Here is a 15,039-nt window from a genome sequence, read left to right as displayed (position 1 = left end):
ACGTCTCCATTTGTCGGAGGGGATCAACGGCGGTCGAAGTATCGCAGGCGGTCGAAAGCATCGCAGGCGAGGGAACGGAGCGGCTGCCGGCCCGCCTGAGAGCCTTCAATCGCGCAGCGCCCCGGCCTCGCTGCGCCGATGCCTGAGAGAGGTCGCGGGCAGCGCCATGGGCCGCACCACGCGGCGCCTCGTCCGATCGACGGAACCGCCCCGCCGGCCGAAGGTTCCCCGAAAGGGCAGCGGGTCACAGGCTGCGGAACGTCGTCGCCGGTCTCCGCTCGTCGCCGGTGACCCACCGGCTTTTCCCGTCACCGGCTCCGGACCGCCCGCCCCCGTCCCGCCGGCAGCCGCGCGACGATGCTCGCGCTGCCCGAATCTCGACCCCAGCCCGCAGGAAGGAAGGGCCCGCCATGTACGAGAAGATCATCGTCCCCGTCGATCTCGCCCACGTCAAGACGCTGGAGAAGGCGCTCCGGACGGCTGCCGAACTCGCCAAGCTCTACGGCGCGCGTCTCAGCTATCTCGGCATCACCGCTTCGAGCCCCGGGCCGATCGCCCATACGCCGGAGGAATTCGGCGAGAAGCTCGATGCCTTCGCCAAAGAGCGCTCCGGCAAGGACGGGGTCGCCGCCACGGCCGAGTACAAGGTGGTGCCGGATCCCGCCCGGCAGCTCGATCACGCCTTGCTCGCCGCCATCGACAAGAGCGGCGCCGACCTCGTCGTCATGGCCTCGCACCGGCCGGGCTTTGCCGAGCACTTCTTCGCCGCCCACGCCGGCCACGTCGCGGCCCATGCGAAGGCCTCGGTCATGGTCGTTCGATAGGCGTCCGGTCGACGGCGCCGAGGAGCGCGAGGATCGCGGCATTGAGCGGCGTCGGCACGCCGTGCCGCCTTCCCGCCGCCACCACCGCGCCGGTGAGATAGGCGTGCTCCAGCGGCCGGCCGGCCAGCCGGTCGTAGAGCATCGACGACCCACTCTCCGGATTGACGCCGTCATAGAGCTTCAGCGTCCGTTCCAGCTCGTCTTCGCCGAATTCTGCGCCCGCCGCCCGGCCTGCGGCGACCGCTTCGGCGAGAAGCGCGATGCCGAGCCGCTGCACCGCCTCGTCGCGGAAAACGTCCATGCGGCGCAGCGTCAGGGCGGTGACCGGGTTGGCGACGACGTTCGACAGAAGCTTGCGCCAGGCGACGGTGACGAAGTCGGGCACCCGCTCGACGGAGAGCGCCGAGCCGGCGAAGAGGTCCGCGACCCGCCGGCCGGCCGCATCGTCCGGCACGATGATCCGGCTGCTGTAGTGATGGACGATCGCCCCCGGCGAAACCCGTTCGGCCGCGACGTAGACCACCGAGGGGACCACCGTCCCGGCGAGGCCGAATTCCGCGATCCGTGCCGCATGGTCGACGCCGTTCTGGGCCATCAGGACCAGCGTCCTTTCGCCGGCGAGCACTTCCAGCCAGGGCCGGGCGCTCGCCGTATCCTGCGCCTTGGTCGCCACGACGACGAGGTCGCAGGGCTTCGACGCGTCGGCGATCGCGTCCGGATCCGCGGCGATCGCCGCGGCGACCTTCCTGCGGCTCCCCTCGTCTTCGAGGGTCAGCTCTTCGAAGGGCGTGCGCACGCAGAGCGTCACCTCGTGCCCGGCATCCGCCAGCATCGCCGCCAGATAGCCGCCGATCGCGCCGGCCCCGATCACCGCAGTCTTCGTCATCGTCCCACCCCCGGTGGTTTCGCCGGCCGCGCCGGCCGGTCATGTCGAGAGACATAAGATCAGCCGGGCTGCCGGCGAGCGACCCGAAAAGCCGAAAGCGGCGGCGGCCCGCCTCAGTCCCGGTTCGAGACCGCGGCCTCGGCGAAGGTCGCCATGTCGCGGTGGCAGCGCGCGGCGGCCTTGACGATGCTTGCGGCGAGCGCCGCGCCGGTGCCCTCGCCGAGCCGCATGCCGAGGGCGAGCAGCGGCACCTTGCCCATCGCCTCCAGCGCCTTCATGTGGCCGCGCTCGGCCGAGACGTGGCCGAACAGGCAGTGGTCGAGCGCCCGCGGGTCGAGCCTGTAGAGCACCGCGGCGGCGGCCGAGGCGACGAAGCCGTCGATGATGACCGGCACCTTCTGGTGCCGCGCGCCGAGGATCGCCCCGGCCATCGCGGCGATCTCGCGGCCGCCGAGGCGGCGCAGCACTTCCAGCGGATCGCCGAGATGGCTCCTGTGGAAGGCAAGGCCGGCGTCGATCACCGCCGCCTTGCGGGCAAGCGCCTCGCCGGCGAGGCCGGTGCCGGCGCCGGCCCAGTCGGCGCCGGTGCCGCCGAAGAGGCCGGCATAGAGCGCGGCGGCGACGGCGGTGTTGCCGATGCCCATCTCGCCGATGCACAGGAGATCCGGCTTGTCCATCAGCACCTCCATGCCGAAGGCCATGGTGGCCGCGCAGGTCCGCTCGTCCATCGCCGCAGCCTCGGTGAAATCCTCGGTCGGGATCTCGAGGGCGAGGTCGTAGACCTTCAGGGAAAGGTCGAAGGTCGCGCAGATCTGGTTGATCGCCGCGCCGCCGGCGCCGAAATTCGCCACCATCTGGGCCGTCACCTCCGGCGGGAAGGCCGAGACGCCCTGTCGCATCACGCCGTGATTGCCGGCGAAGACCGCGACCAGCGGCCGGTCGACATGCGGCACGCCGCCCTGCCAGGCCGCGAGCCACTCGGAAATCTCCTCCAGCCGGCCGAGCGAGCCGGCCGGCTTGGTCAGCTCCTGCTCCCGGTGGCGGGCGGCGTGGGCGGCCGCGACGTCGGGCGCGGGCATCGTCCTCACGAGATCGCGGATGTCGTCGAAGGGAAGGCCGGTGGTGGACATCGGGGGCTCCTTGGTGTTCTGCCGCCGGGCGGGCCGCGCTTCGCCGCCGGGCGGATCCGGGCAGCTTTGGGGCAACGGCAGGGGATCGTCGAGATGGGCGTCTTGGATCAGGTCACGGCCGTCTACGCCGCAACCATGCGGGCCTCGGCCTTTCTCACCCGCCTTAGCATTTCCGGCCGACACTTCGAGGGGGCCGGAAGCCGCGCACCGGCCCAATCCCCCGGAAATGACATGGCCCTCCAGCCGGAGGACACGGCGACAGGACAGGGTTCGAACGGCGATCCGGCGAAGGGCACCGGCGCCGCGACGCCCGCGGCCGACGCCCCGGCCCGCTACCGACTCGGCGAGGACGCCGCGGTCTTTCCGCTGGTCGGGCTGATCGCCGCGGCACCCGCCGCGCTCCTCGTCCTCGTCCTGCCGGTTCTCGGCCCGTCGCCGCTCGTCGTCGGCATTCTCGCCACCGCCGCCCTCGTCGCGGCGACGGGAGCCCTGCACGAGGACGGGCTCGGCGACGTCGCCGACGGCCTCTTCGGCCACCAGCCGAAGGAGCGGGCGATCGCGATCATGCATGACAGCCGGGTCGGCAGCTACGGCGCCATCGCGCTCGTGCTCTCGCTCATGCTGCGGGCGGGCCTCGTCGGCGATCTCGTCGCCGACGATCCGGCGCGCGCGGCCCTTGTCGTCCTCGCCGCCGCCGCCGCAAGCCGCGGCGCGATGGCGTTCATCTGGGCGACGACGCCCTCGGCCCTCGATTCGGGCCTCGCGGCCAGGGCCGGGCAGCCGCCGCGCGGGAAAGGCCGCCGGTCGCTTCTGATCGGGGCCGGGATCGCGGTGCTTCTCGTTCTGCCGGCCGCCGGGCTGGCGCAAGTGCTTCTCGCCGCCATCCTCGCCGCGCTCGTGCTTTCCTGGTTCCGACGCTTCATCCTGCGCCGCATCGGCGGCCAGACCGGCGACTGCCTCGGCGCGGCCCAGCAGCTTTGCGAGATCGCCATCCTTTTCGGACTCGCGACGTCCGGGTGAGCGGCGCGGCGCCGTCGCCGGTCACTCGTGGCCGGTCTCGACCTTGATGCCCGTGAACGCGACCTCGACCGCTTCGCCGTAGCGCCGTCCGTTATCTTCGTCGTGGCGCGGAAAGGCGGGTGCGGCGATCCGGATGCTGAGGTCGTAGGTGCCGTCGCCGTCCGGCAGCGTCAGGTCCTTGCCGTAATGATAAAGGCCCGGATGCCACAGGAACTCCGGCTTGAAGGAGACGACGTCCCGCCCGTCCTTGGACAGGACGCAGTCGATGTCGAGATAGGGAACGAAGCGGCCGTCCGCGGCGTCGGCGACGGCGATCTCCATGTGGCAGTTCATCGTCTCCGGCGCCTCGACCCATTCGAGAGCGCCGCCCTTCAGGTGATACATCCCCTCGGCGCGTTCCTGGGCGAAGGCGACGATGTAGTCGCCGGCGCGGGTCTTGCCGCCGGCGTCGGCGACTTTCGTCGCCATGTAGTCGAGCGAGGCGAGATATTTCTCGCCTTCCGCCTTGGCCATGTCCAGCTGGTTCCGGTCGGCTTCGTCGCTGGGCCTTGCGGGGGGCTGGTGGGCTTTTGTTCCGGTGGCGTCGGCCATGATGTCTCTCCTCCTTCGGATCGGGCTGCGTGACTGCTCCGGCCGGCCGGACGAGGCCGCCGACCGATGGGCGAACGAAGCTTGCGGGTGCTTCGCTCCATGACAAATCGGCAAGCGCGGGCGCCCGGCGGCCGGAACCATTCGTCGCGCTGACAGTTAGCCGGGTCCAACCTTCGATCGCGAGCGGCGGGCCATGAGTTTCGGCAAGATCGCGGCGACCGCATCCCTCGGCGGCCTGCTGTTCGGCTACGACACCGGCGTCATTTCCGGCGCCCTCCCCTTCATCAAGGACCAGTATGGTCTGAGCGCCGGCGACCAGGGGCTGGTCGTCTCGATCGCGCTCGCCGGGGCGGCGCTCGGCGCAGGCTTTGCGGGCGGCATCGCCGACAGTCTGGGCCGCCGCAAGGTCATCATCGCCGCTGCGGCGCTGTTCGTCGTCGGCGCCCTCCTCTGCGCCTTCGCCGACAGCTACCTGCTGCTGCTCGCCGGCCGGCTGGTGCTCGGCCTCGCGATCGGCGTCGCATCGATGCTGACGCCGCTCTATCTTTCCGAGATGGCGCCGGCGGACAAGCGCGGCGCGGTCGTGTCGCTCAACCAGATGTGCATCACCAGCGGCATCCTGATCTCCTATCTCGTCGACTACGCCTTCTCCCATGTCGACGGCGGCTGGCGGTGGATGCTCGGCCTCGGCGCGGTGCCCGGCATCGTCCTCAGCGTCGGCATGCTGTTTCTCCCCGACAGCCCGCGCTGGCTCGCCGGCCAGGGCTCTCTCGACGACGCCCGCGACGCGCTGCGCCGGATCAACGGACCGCGCGATGCCGACGCCCAGCTGCAGGAGCTGCGCACCGACCTGAAGCGCGAGAACGGCCGCGTCGCGCCGTGGTCGGAAATGTTCACCGGCAAGGCGAAATACGCCCTCATCGTCGGCGTCGGGCTTGCCGTCTTCCAGCAGATCACCGGCATCAACACGGTGATCTATTTCGCCCCGACGATCTTCAACTCGGCCGGGATGCCGGACACCTCGGCCTCCATCCTGGCGACTGCGGGCGTCGGCGTCGTCAATGTGGTGATGACCTTCGTGGCGCTGCGGCTGATCGACCGGGCCGGCCGCCGCTCGCTGCTCCTCACCGGCCTCGTCGGCATGGCGGTGACGCTGGCGATCCTCGCCGGCGGGTTCTTCCTCGGCAATTCCGGCCTGCTCGCATGGATCACCACCCTCTCGGTCGCGGCCTATGTCGGCTTCTTCGCCATCGGCCTCGGCCCGGTGTTCTGGCTGCTGATCGCCGAGATCTTTCCGCTCGCCGTGCGCGGCCGCGGCATGTCCATCGCGACCGTCTCAAACTGGGTGTCGAACCTCGTCGTCTCGCAGGTCTTCCTGCTGCTGATCGACGGGGTCGGCTCGGGCTCGACCTTCCTCCTGTTCGCCGTCCTCACCGTCGCGGCGATCCTTTTCACCCTGCGCCTCGTCCCCGAGACCAAGGGGCGGTCGCTGGAAGAGATCGAGGCGGATCTCGGCGACGAAAGGCATCCGCAGGCCGCCGCCGCTGCGTGATGAAGCCGTGGCGCGGAACCGCAACCGCCACGGCGACGCGGCGGCCTACCGGGGTCGATGCGGGCCCGCCACCGAAATAATCGCGCCTGGCGCCTTGTTCCGGACGCGTTTCTCCTACATATGAACCGCATCGATCTTGCAGGTAAATTTTGGTTTCGCGCGCCGCGCCTCGACTGATCTTCTCTTCAATATCGAACTTCAAGGCCGGCTCGCGCCGGCAGATCAGCTACTTCCAGTCGATACGCAGGAGATCGTCATGGCCGTTGGAACGGTAAAATTCTTCAACACCCAGAAGGGCTACGGCTTCATCGCCCCCGAGGATGGCGCGACCGACGTGTTCGTCCATGCCACCGCCGTCGAGCGTGCGGGCATGCAGCCGCTCGTCGAAGGACAGCGGGTGAATTTCGAGGTCGTCAAGGACCGTCGCACCGGCAAGAGTTCGGCCGACAACCTGTCGGCCGCCTGATTCGGCCTCGCCCGTGCTGGAGAGACCCGCACGGGCTTGAAGTCGAGAGGGAAAAGGTCGGGCTCGCCCGGCCTTTTTTGTTTTACAGCTCGTTTTCGTCGGGAGAACTCAGATGAACGAGAAGATCCGCGAGAAGGCCGATCGGGTTTTTCCCAATCAGAACGATCGGCACGAAAAAGGCTCGGCGATGACGCTGATCCGTCAGGCGACCGAGGCCCAGAGGGCGAAGTCGGCGCGGCTTCGCGCCGAGCGCATCGCCCGCGACGACGAAGCCGGCGCGGCCCCCGCCGAGCCCGTGAAGGCCAAGCGGGCGAAGACCGTTCGCCGCGGCCGCAGCTGACGACCGCGGGCGCCGCCCCGGGCGCCCGTTTCCGCCGCAGCCCGGCTCGCCCGGCCGGTCGCGCGGCAGACGCCGGCGGGCTCAGCCGCCTTCCGCGTTCCGCATGTTGAGGATCATGCGGTCGAGCGCCCGCAGCGCGGCCCCGACCTCTTCCTGCGACAATCCTTCGGTCAGCATCGCATCGTGCCGCCGGCTCTCGGCGAGCAGTTCGTCGACGACGCGGCTGCCCATTTTCGTCAGCCAGATGCCGTTCGAACGGCGATCGCCGCGCACCGGTCGGCGCTCGACCAGCCCTTCGCCGGCAAGAATGTCGAGGATCGTCACAAGGCTCGACCTGCGCAGCGCCACGGCCTCGGCGAGCCGGCTCTGCGGCTGGCCGGGATGGTTGCGGATGATCGCCAGCAGTCCGAGATAGCGCGGCGCCCGGCCGCGGTCCGAGAGCTTTTCCTCGAAGGCGCGGAAGGCGAGGATCTGGGCCAGTCTCAGCTTGTAGCCGACCGTCGCCTCCGCCTCCCCGGCGGTCAGCAGAAACGTCTGCGCACCGTCATCTTCCGCTTCCTGCGCCAACGCTCCTCCCCTCCGCCCGGATCGCCCTCTCGGCTGGCCGCGCCGCCCTGTGGCGCACCAGACCCGCTTGACGCCCGGCGGCGATGCCGTATTGTTCGACATCGAACAATCCAGGGTCGGCCGTATCCATCTTGGACGAAGGCGCTGCGCCGGGCAACGGCGAGCAGCACGCCGCTGTGCGAAAGCTTTGGGAGGAGCGTCGCATGGGACTTGCGGGTCCGCTCTCGCACTGGCTGCCTGAAAGCGACGGCGCCGCGCTGCGGGACATCACGCTCGGCGCGCTGCTCGCCGAGCAGGCGGGCCGCTTTCCGGAGCGTCCCGCGCTCCTGTTCGACGGGCCGCTCGGCACCGTCCGATACGGCTACCGCGACCTCGACGCGGCGGTCGACCGTCTCGCCAAGGCGCTGATCGCGATCGGCGTCGGGCATCGGGACCGCGTCGCGGTGATGGCGGCGAACTCGCCGGAATGGGTGCTGCTCGAATATGCGCTTGCCCGGATCGGCGCCGTGCTCGTCACCGTCAATCCGGCCCTGCGCCGGGCAGAGCTCGATTATCTCCTGGCCCAGAGCGGAGCGGCGATGCTGTTTGCGGCCGGCGAACATCGCGGCTTCCCGATCGCCGACATGCTGTGCGAGATGATGCCGGATTTTTCCGGCCGAAACGGCGGCGCGCGCGCCGGCGACGGAGCCTATCCGGCCCTTAGGCGCGTCGTTTCGATCGGCGGGCCGCAGATCCCCGGCGCCCTCGCCTTCACCGCCCTTCTGGCGCGGGCCGAAGAGATTTCGGACGAGGTGCTCGCCACCAGAGCCGCCGCCGTCGCGCCGGCCGACATCGTCCAGATCCAGTACACATCCGGCACCACGGGCAAGCCGAAGGGCGCGATGCTCACCCATCGCGGCATCGTCAACAACGCCCTTTTCGCCGGCCGGCGCGCCGGCTACCGGGAGAGCGACGTGATGGTCTCGGCCATGCCGTTCTTCCACACCGCCGGCTGCGTCTGCAACGTCGTCGGCATGGCGGCCGTCGGCGGCTCGCTCGTCGCCATGGAGAGTTTCGACGCCGGCCCGATGCTCGACCTTCTGGAGCGCCACCGCGGCACCATCGTCAATGCCGTGCCGACGATGTATGTGCGGCTTCTTCAGGACGAGGCGCTGCGCAAAGGCCGGCGCGACCTGTCGGCCTGGCGCATCGCCTATGTCGGCGGCACGTCGATCCCGCCGAGCCTGATGCTGGAACTGAAGGAGACGGTCGGCTGCGACCCGGCGATCATCATGGGGATGACCGAGTGTTCGCCGATCATCACCCAGACCGTGCCGGACGAGCCGCTCAAGGAGAAGGTCGCGACCGCCGGCGTGCCGCTGCCGCATGTCGAGATCCGCATCGTCGATCCCGCGACCGGCGAGATCGTGCCGATCGGCCGGGAGGGCGAACTGCAGATCCGCGGCTTCCTCGTCACCGCCGGCTATTTCGACATGCCGGAGGCGACGGCCGCGGCGATCGACGCCGACGGCTTCCTGAAGAGCGGCGACATCGCGGTGATGGACGAAGGCGGCCATCTGAGGATCGTCGGGCGGATCAAGGACATGCTGATCCGTGGCGGCGAGAACGTCTATCCGGTGGAGATCGAGGACCGGCTGCTCGCCCATCCCGACGTCGCGGAGGCGCAGGTGGTGGGGGTTCCGGACGCAGAATTCGGCGAGGAGATCTTCGCCTTCGTCGTTCCCCGCGACGGCCGGACGGTCGAGCCCGAGGCGCTCAGGAACTGGTGCCGGCAGCACATGGCGCGGCACAAGATGCCCCGCCATGTCGCGGTGATCGAAGCAACGCCGAAGACGGCGAACGGCAAGGTGCGGAAGGTGGAATTGCGGGAACTGGCGAAGACGATGATCGCGGAGGGCCGGGCGTGAGCGGCGGCGGCGGCGAGCCGCATCTCCTCGAAGAGCGGTGCGGCGACATCCTGCTCCTGACGCTCAACCGGCCAAGGGCGCGCAACGCCATCAGCCCCGAGATGGCCTGCCGCCTGTCCGACGCCTACGGCCGCTTTGCCGAGGACGAAGCCTTGCGCGTCCTCGTCCTCACCGGCGCGGGCGACAAGGCCTTCTGCTCGGGCGGCGATCTCGCCTTGACGATGCCGCTGCTTTCCGGCGCCCGGCAACCGGCGGACGCGTGGGACCGCCGCGTCCTCGACGATCCGGCGGTGATGGACCGCTCGGCGCTCCGCCACACGGCGATCGACAAGCCGATCGTCGCCGCGATCAACGGCACGTGCCTCGCCGGCGGTCTGGAGACGATGCTCAGCACCGACATCCGCGTCGCCTCCGAGACCGCGCGCTTCGGCCTGCCGGAGGCAAAACGCGGGCTGATTCCCTTTGCCGGCTCGCTCGCCCGCCTGCCGCGGCAGCTGCCGCATGCGATCGCGATGGAAATGCTTCTGACCGGCGAGACGATCGACGCGCCCCGCGCCCTCGCCTTCGGCCTCGTCAATCAGCTCGCGCCGCAGGAGGAGGTTCTCGGCCGCGCCATCGCGCTCGCCGAGACGATCGCCGCGAACGGGCCGCTGGCGATCCGTGAGATCAAGCGCACGGTGAGGCTTGCAACCGGCGTCCCGCTCGAACAAGGTTTCGCCCTGGAGGACGAGGCCCGGCGGATCGTCATGGCCTCGAAGGATGCGCGGGAAGGGCCGCGCGCCTTCATGGAAAAGCGCCCGGCGCGCTTCGAGGGGCGCTGATGGCGGCGGGGGAGAATCGGACATGAGCGCCAACGAGGTCCGGCTCGACGGCCGCAGCGTGGTGATCACCGGCGCTGGCCGGGGGATCGGCCGCGCCGCGGCGCTCGCCATGGCGAAGGCCGGCGCCAGCGTCGTCGTCAACGACGTCGCCGCGGAAGCCGCCGGGAACGTCGTCGCCGAGATAACGGCGGCGGGCGGCAGCGCCGTTGCCGCCGTCGCGGCGATCGGCTCGGCGGAGGCGGCCGATCTCTGCGTCAAGACCGCGCTCGAGGCTTTCGGCCGGCTCGACGTGATGGCGACCAATGCCGGCATCCTGCGCGACCGCGTCTTGTGGAACACCACCGACGAGGATTTCGACGCCGTCGTCGCCACGCATCTGCGCGGCACCTTCACCTGCGCGCGGGCCGCGGCGCGCCACTTCCGCGCGGCCGGCCACGGCGGGCGGCTGATCCTCGTCTCCTCGATGGCCGGCCAGCGCGGCAATTTCGGCCAGACCGCCTATGCCGCGGCAAAGGCCGGCATCGCCGCCTTCGCGCGCACCTGGGCGATGGAGCTCGCCAAGGCGGACGTCACCGTCAACGCCGTCGTCCCCAACGCCCTGACCACGATGACCGCGACCGTGCCGATGCTGAAGCCCTTCGCCGAGATGCTGGAGCGCGGCGAGGCGCTGCCGGAAAAGGTGCGCAAGGACTTCGGCCTCGGCGGGCCGGAGGACGTCGCCGCGCTCTTCGTCTATCTCGCCTCGGAGCGCTCGGCGGGCGTCACCGGCCAGGCGATCGGCCTTGGCGGCGACCGGCTGTCGGTCTGGGCGCATCCGGCCGAGGCGGCCCATGCCTTCCAGGACGGCGGCTGGAGCGCGGAGAAGATCGCCGCGGCGATCGAGACGGAGCTTGCCGGCGCCAAGCAGAGTGTCGGCATCGACTTCATGTGACGACGCAACGCCCTTCGGGAGAAAGGGCACAATCGGGAGGAAATGCGATGAAGAGACTTCTGATCCTCGCCGCGGCGCTGGCCGCGACGACCTTCGCCGCGCGGGCCGAGACGACCCTCAGGCTGTCGCACTGGCTGCCCGCCACCCATCCGATGCACACAAACGGCATCGTGCCCTGGGCGAAATCGATCGAGGAGGATTCCGGCGGCGAACTGAAGATCGAGATCTATCCGGCGCAGCAGCTCGGCGCCGCACCCGACCACTACGACATGACGCGCGACGGCATCGTCGACATCGGCTACGTCAATCCCGGCTACACCGCCGGCCGCTTCCCGGTCTACGAGCTGACCGGCGTTCCCTTCGAGGCCAATGACGGGCCGAAGGCGGCCAAGGCCATCCACGAATTCTACAAGAACGGCGGCTATGCGGAAAAGGAGATGGGCGACGTCTATTTCTGCCTGGTCAATCCGCACAATCCCGGCCGCTTCCACGCCAACTTCCCGCTGAAAGTGCCGGCGGACGTCGCGGGCAAGTCTGTGCGCCCGGCCCACTCCACAATGGCGCGCTACATCAACTCGCTCGGCGGCACCTCGGTGCAGGTGCCGGCGCCGGAAGCCCGCGACGCCATCGCCAAGGGCACGGCCGACGCCGTCACCTTTCCCTACGAGGCGATGAAGAGCTTCAAGATGGCCGACGTCGTGAAGTTCCACAACGACCTGCCGCTCTACCTCTCCTCCCAGGTGATGCTGTTCAACAAGGACAGCTACGACGGGCTTTCCGACACGCTGAAGAAGGTCATCGACGATCACTGCACGCCGGAATGGTCGCAGAAGATCTCCGAGGGCTGGTCGAAATACGACAACGAGGTGCGCCAGGAGATCCTCGCCGATCCGGCCCACACCGTCTACGAGCCGACGCCGGACGAGGTGAAGCTGTGGAGGGACAGCGTCAAGCCGACGATGGAGGCCTGGAAGGCCGACGCCAAGAAGGCCGGCTACGATGCGGAAAAGGTGCTGTCGGAATACGAGAAGGCGCTCGCGGACAACGGCGCGAAGTATTGAGGCTTTGACGGGGCCAGGCGGCGCGTCGCATGCGCTGCCGGGCCCTTCTGTTCCGTCGGATCCCGGGCTTATGCCTTGGCCGACGCCGTCATTCTTGCCACTGCCTTGCGGTACCAAACGCCCAAATGCTCGACGCCGTGCTCCTGTACCCCCCTCTGCCCTGCCGGGCATCTCCCCCACAAGGGGGGAGATCGGCAGCGTTGCCGTCTGCCGCCCATTCTTCAGACCTTGCTGCAGGGGGCGTCTATCGACGAGCAGACGACTGCATCGACGCCGCATCGATCTCCCCCCTTGTGGGGGAGATGCCCGGCAGGGCAGAGGTGGGTACGCTAGGCGCCGACCTTTCCGCTTGTGCTTTACCCGCAGCCGCCGCGCGGGCACCCCGGACATGACCCGCTCCCGCCTCACCGAGCGCGTCGTCACCATCGTCGAGCGCATCGCCGCGGTGATGCTCGGCCTCGTCACGATCCTCGTCTTCGTCTCGGCGATCGGGCGCTATCTCTTCGCAAGCCCGGTGCCCGACGCCTTCGACCTGTCGCGGCTGTCGCTGGCGATCGCGATCATGTGGGGCTTCGCCTCGCTCGGCTTTAGGGGCAGCCACATCAAGGTCGACATCCTCGCCGAAATGCTCGGGCCGCGAGCCCGCCGCGTTCTCGATCTTCTCGCCTGGCTGGGGCTCCTGCTCTTCACCCTGCTTCTCGTCTGGAAGCTCGGGGGCCGCGTCCTGTCGCAGATGCCGGGCGGCGAGACGACTATGGATCTGCGCCTGCCGCAATGGCCGTTCCTCGCTTTCGTCGTCGCCGGCCTCGTCATGGCCGTGGTCACGACGCTGATCCGGCTCTGGCTGGTGTTGAGATGGGGCGAAGGGCTCGAGCCCTACGAGACGCTGGCCGACGACGAGGCGCACGGGGCCGCCCATGAGTGAGAAGGATCTCGTCGCCGCCGGCGGCTTCGTCGTCCTGTTCCTGATGATGATCGTGCGCGTGCCGATCGGCGTCGCCATGGGGCTCGTCGGCATCGGCGGCTTCGGCATGACCGTCGGCTGGCGCCCGGCGCTGAACCTTCTCGCCACCTCGCCGCTGAGGACCGTCACCGACTTCAACCTGACGCTCATCCCCTTCTTCATCCTGATGGGGGTGCTGGCGACGCGCTCGGGCATGAGCCGCGAGCTCTTCCGGGCGGCGAACGCCACCTTCGGCTCGCTCCGCGGCGGGCTCGGCCTTGCGACGGTCGGGGCCTGCGCCGGCTTCGCGGCGATCTGCGGCTCGTCGGTCGCGACCGCCGCGACGATGACCAACATCGCCCATCCGGAGATGCGGAAGGCCGGCTATCCCGACGACGTCTCGACCGGGGTGATCGCCGCCGGCGGCACGCTCGGCATCCTGATCCCGCCCTCGGTGGTGCTCGCCGTCTATGCCTACATCACCGGCCAGGACGTCGGCCGGCTGTTCATCGCCGGCATCCTGCCGGGCATCCTGGCGGTTTTCATGTACATGGCGACGGTGCGCCTGTGGTACGGGCGCCGGCTGCCCGCCGGCACACGCTTCAGCGCCCCGGAGGCGTTGCGGGCGCTCTCGGGCGTCTGGGCGGTGGCGCTGCTCTTCGTCGCGGTCATTCTGTCGATCTATTTCGGCGTCGCGACGGCGACCGAGTCCGCCGCCGTCGGCGCCGTCCTGACGGCGCTGATCGGCCTCGTCCGTGGCCGCCTCGGCGTCAAGAGTCTTCTCGAAAGCCTCGTCGAGGCGCTGCGCACCTCGGTCGCGATCTACACGATCCTCATCGGCGCGATCCTCTTCGGCTATTTCCTCGCCGTCACCCGCGTGCCGCAGAATCTCACGGAGTTCCTGATCGGCCTCGACATCGGCAGCTACGGGACGCTGGTCCTGATCATGGTGCTCTTCGTCGTCATGGGCTGCTTCCTCGACGCCATGGCGATGATCATCCTGATGGTGCCGATCGTCTTTCCGGTGATCGTCGCAATGGGGTTCGACCCGGTCTGGTTCGGCGTCATCATCGTCATGACGGTGGAGCTCGGGCTGATCACGCCGCCGGTGGGCATGAACGTCTTCGTCATCAACACCATCGCCCGGGACGTCAGCCTCGTGACGATCTTCCGCGGCGTCTCGCCCTTCGTCGTGACGGACCTCATCCGCCTGGCGATCCTCATCGCCGTGCCGTGGATCGTCCTGTTCCTGCCGCAGACGATGGGGTGAGGCAGGGAGGGCGCGGGTCGGCACCGCCGACCGCAGGCACGCACGTCGTCTCTTCGACAAAAGCCGATGCGTGGCCTTTCGCCATTGACCGGCGCCTCGCCATGACCACAATTCGAGATTGACGGTCGTAACCCCGGGGACGATCTGATCGATACAATCGAGGAAGAGGAGATCCGATCACATGCAGCACGCCACCATCGTCGTGCGGGCCGAGTGGGACGAAGAAGCGGGCGTCTGGGTCGCCAGCAGCGAAGACGTGGCCGGACTTTCGTTGGAAGCGGACAATCTTGAGCGCCTGAAAGACAAGGTCCTCGGGGCGCTTCACGATCTCATCGAGCTGAACGGCCTTCGCTATGAGACGCCGGACATCCCGGTCCATTTCATGGCCGAACACCTCTATCGAATCCGCAATCCGTGCCAGTAGGACATGCCAGGCTACAGCCGCGAACTAAAGGAAATGCTTCAGGCCGCAGGGTGCCACTTTCATCGTCAGGGGAAGGGCGATCACGAGATCTGGTACAGTCCGCTCAGCAAGCGCTATTTCACGGTCGACTCCAACATCGTCATCCGTGAAGTATCGATAACGGCTTGATAGGGTTTGGCTTTTTGGCTTCGGCAAGGTTTCGATTTTGCAGGAAAGCTGGGTTTTGACACCGGGTTTCTTGCGATTTCGGATTCCCAATTCCGCCGGTTTGTGGTCCGATTCACCTCGCGATCAGCGGAGGGTTCG

16 protein-coding genes are annotated in these 15,039 nt (G+C 68.8%); 12 read left to right on the top strand and 4 right to left on the bottom strand.

Going from position 1 to position 15,039, the window contains the following annotated elements:
• Positions 1–410 precede the first annotated feature (410 nt).
• On the top strand, positions 411–824 hold the full coding sequence (locus tag J1C47_RS04155) for a universal stress protein (protein ID WP_207349474.1): 414 nt from the start codon (positions 411–413) through the stop codon (positions 822–824).
• Here the strand turns inward: J1C47_RS04155 and J1C47_RS04150 are convergent.
• Complete coding sequence (locus J1C47_RS04150) at positions 808–1,710, bottom strand: 2-dehydropantoate 2-reductase (RefSeq protein ID WP_207349473.1); 903 nt, start codon at positions 1,708–1,710, stop codon at positions 808–810. The two genes, J1C47_RS04155 and J1C47_RS04150, sit on opposite strands and share 17 nt — an antisense overlap.
• 113 nt (positions 1,711–1,823) lie before the next feature.
• The gene (gene cobT, locus J1C47_RS04145) at positions 1,824–2,840 is read right to left on the bottom strand and encodes a nicotinate-nucleotide--dimethylbenzimidazole phosphoribosyltransferase (protein ID WP_207349472.1); all 1,017 of its coding nucleotides are present in this window, start codon (positions 2,838–2,840) and stop codon (positions 1,824–1,826) included.
• A 231-nt stretch (positions 2,841–3,071) separates the two neighbouring features.
• Here cobT and J1C47_RS04140 point away from each other — a divergent pair, with 231 nt between their 5' ends.
• Positions 3,072–3,860 carry an adenosylcobinamide-GDP ribazoletransferase gene (locus tag J1C47_RS04140; RefSeq protein WP_207349471.1) on the top strand — a complete coding sequence of 263 codons (789 nt, stop codon included), beginning with the start codon at positions 3,072–3,074 and terminating at the stop codon, positions 3,858–3,860.
• 21 nt (positions 3,861–3,881) lie between these two features.
• On the opposite strand, the gene J1C47_RS04135 is transcribed toward J1C47_RS04140, so the two are convergent.
• Positions 3,882–4,451, bottom strand: a complete 570-nt coding sequence (locus J1C47_RS04135; protein ID WP_207349470.1) for an iron transporter — start codon at positions 4,449–4,451, stop codon at positions 3,882–3,884.
• A gap of 193 nt (positions 4,452–4,644) precedes the next feature.
• Between J1C47_RS04135 and J1C47_RS04130 the strand changes: the two genes are divergently transcribed.
• The 3 genes from J1C47_RS04130 to J1C47_RS04120 all read left to right on the top strand — a co-directional run bounded on the left by J1C47_RS04130 (position 4,645) and on the right by J1C47_RS04120 (position 6,809).
• Positions 4,645–6,003, top strand: a complete 1,359-nt coding sequence (locus J1C47_RS04130) for a sugar porter family MFS transporter (protein ID WP_207349469.1) — start codon at positions 4,645–4,647, stop codon at positions 6,001–6,003.
• Positions 6,004–6,259: 256 nt separating this feature from the next.
• Positions 6,260–6,469 carry a cold-shock protein gene (locus J1C47_RS04125; protein ID WP_207349468.1) on the top strand — a complete coding sequence of 70 codons (210 nt, stop codon included), beginning with the start codon at positions 6,260–6,262 and terminating at the stop codon, positions 6,467–6,469.
• A 112-nt stretch (positions 6,470–6,581) separates the two neighbouring features.
• Complete coding sequence (locus tag J1C47_RS04120) at positions 6,582–6,809, top strand: hypothetical protein (protein ID WP_207349467.1); 228 nt, start codon at positions 6,582–6,584, stop codon at positions 6,807–6,809.
• An 81-nt stretch (positions 6,810–6,890) separates the two neighbouring features.
• Here the strand turns inward: J1C47_RS04120 and J1C47_RS04115 are convergent, their stop codons facing one another.
• The gene (locus J1C47_RS04115; protein ID WP_207349466.1) at positions 6,891–7,376 is read right to left on the bottom strand and encodes a MarR family winged helix-turn-helix transcriptional regulator; all 486 of its coding nucleotides are present in this window, start codon (positions 7,374–7,376) and stop codon (positions 6,891–6,893) included.
• A gap of 203 nt (positions 7,377–7,579) precedes the next feature.
• Here J1C47_RS04115 and J1C47_RS04110 point away from each other — a divergent pair, with 203 nt between their 5' ends.
• The 7 genes from J1C47_RS04110 to J1C47_RS04080 all read left to right on the top strand — a co-directional run bounded on the left by J1C47_RS04110 (position 7,580) and on the right by J1C47_RS04080 (position 14,733).
• Positions 7,580–9,283 carry an AMP-binding protein gene (locus J1C47_RS04110; RefSeq protein WP_207349465.1) on the top strand — a complete coding sequence of 568 codons (1,704 nt, stop codon included), beginning with the start codon at positions 7,580–7,582 and terminating at the stop codon, positions 9,281–9,283.
• The gene (locus J1C47_RS04105) at positions 9,280–10,104 is read left to right on the top strand and encodes an enoyl-CoA hydratase-related protein (protein ID WP_207349464.1); all 825 of its coding nucleotides are present in this window, start codon (positions 9,280–9,282) and stop codon (positions 10,102–10,104) included. The genes J1C47_RS04110 and J1C47_RS04105 overlap by 4 nt, the downstream gene beginning before the upstream one ends.
• 22 nt (positions 10,105–10,126) lie before the next feature.
• Positions 10,127–11,035: an SDR family NAD(P)-dependent oxidoreductase gene (locus J1C47_RS04100; RefSeq protein ID WP_207349463.1), complete on the top strand. Its 909-nt coding sequence runs from the start codon at positions 10,127–10,129 to the stop codon at positions 11,033–11,035.
• 47 nt (positions 11,036–11,082) lie between these two features.
• Positions 11,083–12,096, top strand: a complete 1,014-nt coding sequence (locus J1C47_RS04095; RefSeq protein WP_207349462.1) for a TRAP transporter substrate-binding protein — start codon at positions 11,083–11,085, stop codon at positions 12,094–12,096.
• 388 nt (positions 12,097–12,484) lie between these two features.
• Positions 12,485–13,021: a TRAP transporter small permease gene (locus tag J1C47_RS04090; protein WP_207349461.1), complete on the top strand. Its 537-nt coding sequence runs from the start codon at positions 12,485–12,487 to the stop codon at positions 13,019–13,021.
• On the top strand, positions 13,014–14,309 hold the full coding sequence (locus J1C47_RS04085; RefSeq protein WP_207349460.1) for a TRAP transporter large permease: 1,296 nt from the start codon (positions 13,014–13,016) through the stop codon (positions 14,307–14,309). The genes J1C47_RS04090 and J1C47_RS04085 overlap by 8 nt, the downstream gene beginning before the upstream one ends.
• Before the next feature lie 181 nt (positions 14,310–14,490).
• Positions 14,491–14,733 (top strand): DUF1902 domain-containing protein, encoded by a 243-nt coding sequence (locus J1C47_RS04080; protein WP_207349459.1) that lies wholly within the window; start codon positions 14,491–14,493, stop codon positions 14,731–14,733.
• The last annotated feature ends 306 nt before the right edge of the window (positions 14,734–15,039 follow it).

The organism is Jiella sonneratiae, assembly GCF_017353515.1.
Taxonomy (GTDB): domain Bacteria; phylum Pseudomonadota; class Alphaproteobacteria; order Rhizobiales; family Rhizobiaceae; genus Jiella; species Jiella sonneratiae.
This window is presented reverse-complemented; position numbering and strand designations above follow the sequence as displayed.

Excerpts from the sequence above, each read along its gene's own strand:
- J1C47_RS04155 (WP_207349474.1), top strand. The coding sequence starts at position 411 with ATGTACGAGAAGATCATCGTCCCCGTCGATCTCGCCCACGTCAAGACG.
- J1C47_RS04150 (WP_207349473.1), bottom strand. The coding sequence starts at position 1,710 with ATGACGAAGACTGCGGTGATCGGGGCCGGCGCGATCGGCGGCTATCTG.
- cobT (WP_207349472.1), bottom strand. The coding sequence starts at position 2,840 with ATGTCCACCACCGGCCTTCCCTTCGACGACATCCGCGATCTCGTGAGG.
- J1C47_RS04140 (WP_207349471.1), top strand. The coding sequence starts at position 3,072 with ATGGCCCTCCAGCCGGAGGACACGGCGACAGGACAGGGTTCGAACGGC.
- J1C47_RS04135 (WP_207349470.1), bottom strand. The coding sequence starts at position 4,451 with ATGGCCGACGCCACCGGAACAAAAGCCCACCAGCCCCCCGCAAGGCCC.
- J1C47_RS04130 (WP_207349469.1), top strand. The coding sequence starts at position 4,645 with ATGAGTTTCGGCAAGATCGCGGCGACCGCATCCCTCGGCGGCCTGCTG.
- J1C47_RS04125 (WP_207349468.1), top strand. The coding sequence starts at position 6,260 with ATGGCCGTTGGAACGGTAAAATTCTTCAACACCCAGAAGGGCTACGGC.
- J1C47_RS04120 (WP_207349467.1), top strand. The coding sequence starts at position 6,582 with ATGAACGAGAAGATCCGCGAGAAGGCCGATCGGGTTTTTCCCAATCAG.
- J1C47_RS04110 (WP_207349465.1), top strand. The coding sequence starts at position 7,580 with ATGGGACTTGCGGGTCCGCTCTCGCACTGGCTGCCTGAAAGCGACGGC.
- J1C47_RS04100 (WP_207349463.1), top strand. The coding sequence starts at position 10,127 with ATGAGCGCCAACGAGGTCCGGCTCGACGGCCGCAGCGTGGTGATCACC.
- J1C47_RS04095 (WP_207349462.1), top strand. The coding sequence starts at position 11,083 with ATGAAGAGACTTCTGATCCTCGCCGCGGCGCTGGCCGCGACGACCTTC.
- J1C47_RS04090 (WP_207349461.1), top strand. The coding sequence starts at position 12,485 with ATGACCCGCTCCCGCCTCACCGAGCGCGTCGTCACCATCGTCGAGCGC.
- J1C47_RS04085 (WP_207349460.1), top strand. The coding sequence starts at position 13,014 with ATGAGTGAGAAGGATCTCGTCGCCGCCGGCGGCTTCGTCGTCCTGTTC.
- J1C47_RS04080 (WP_207349459.1), top strand. The coding sequence starts at position 14,491 with ATGCAGCACGCCACCATCGTCGTGCGGGCCGAGTGGGACGAAGAAGCG.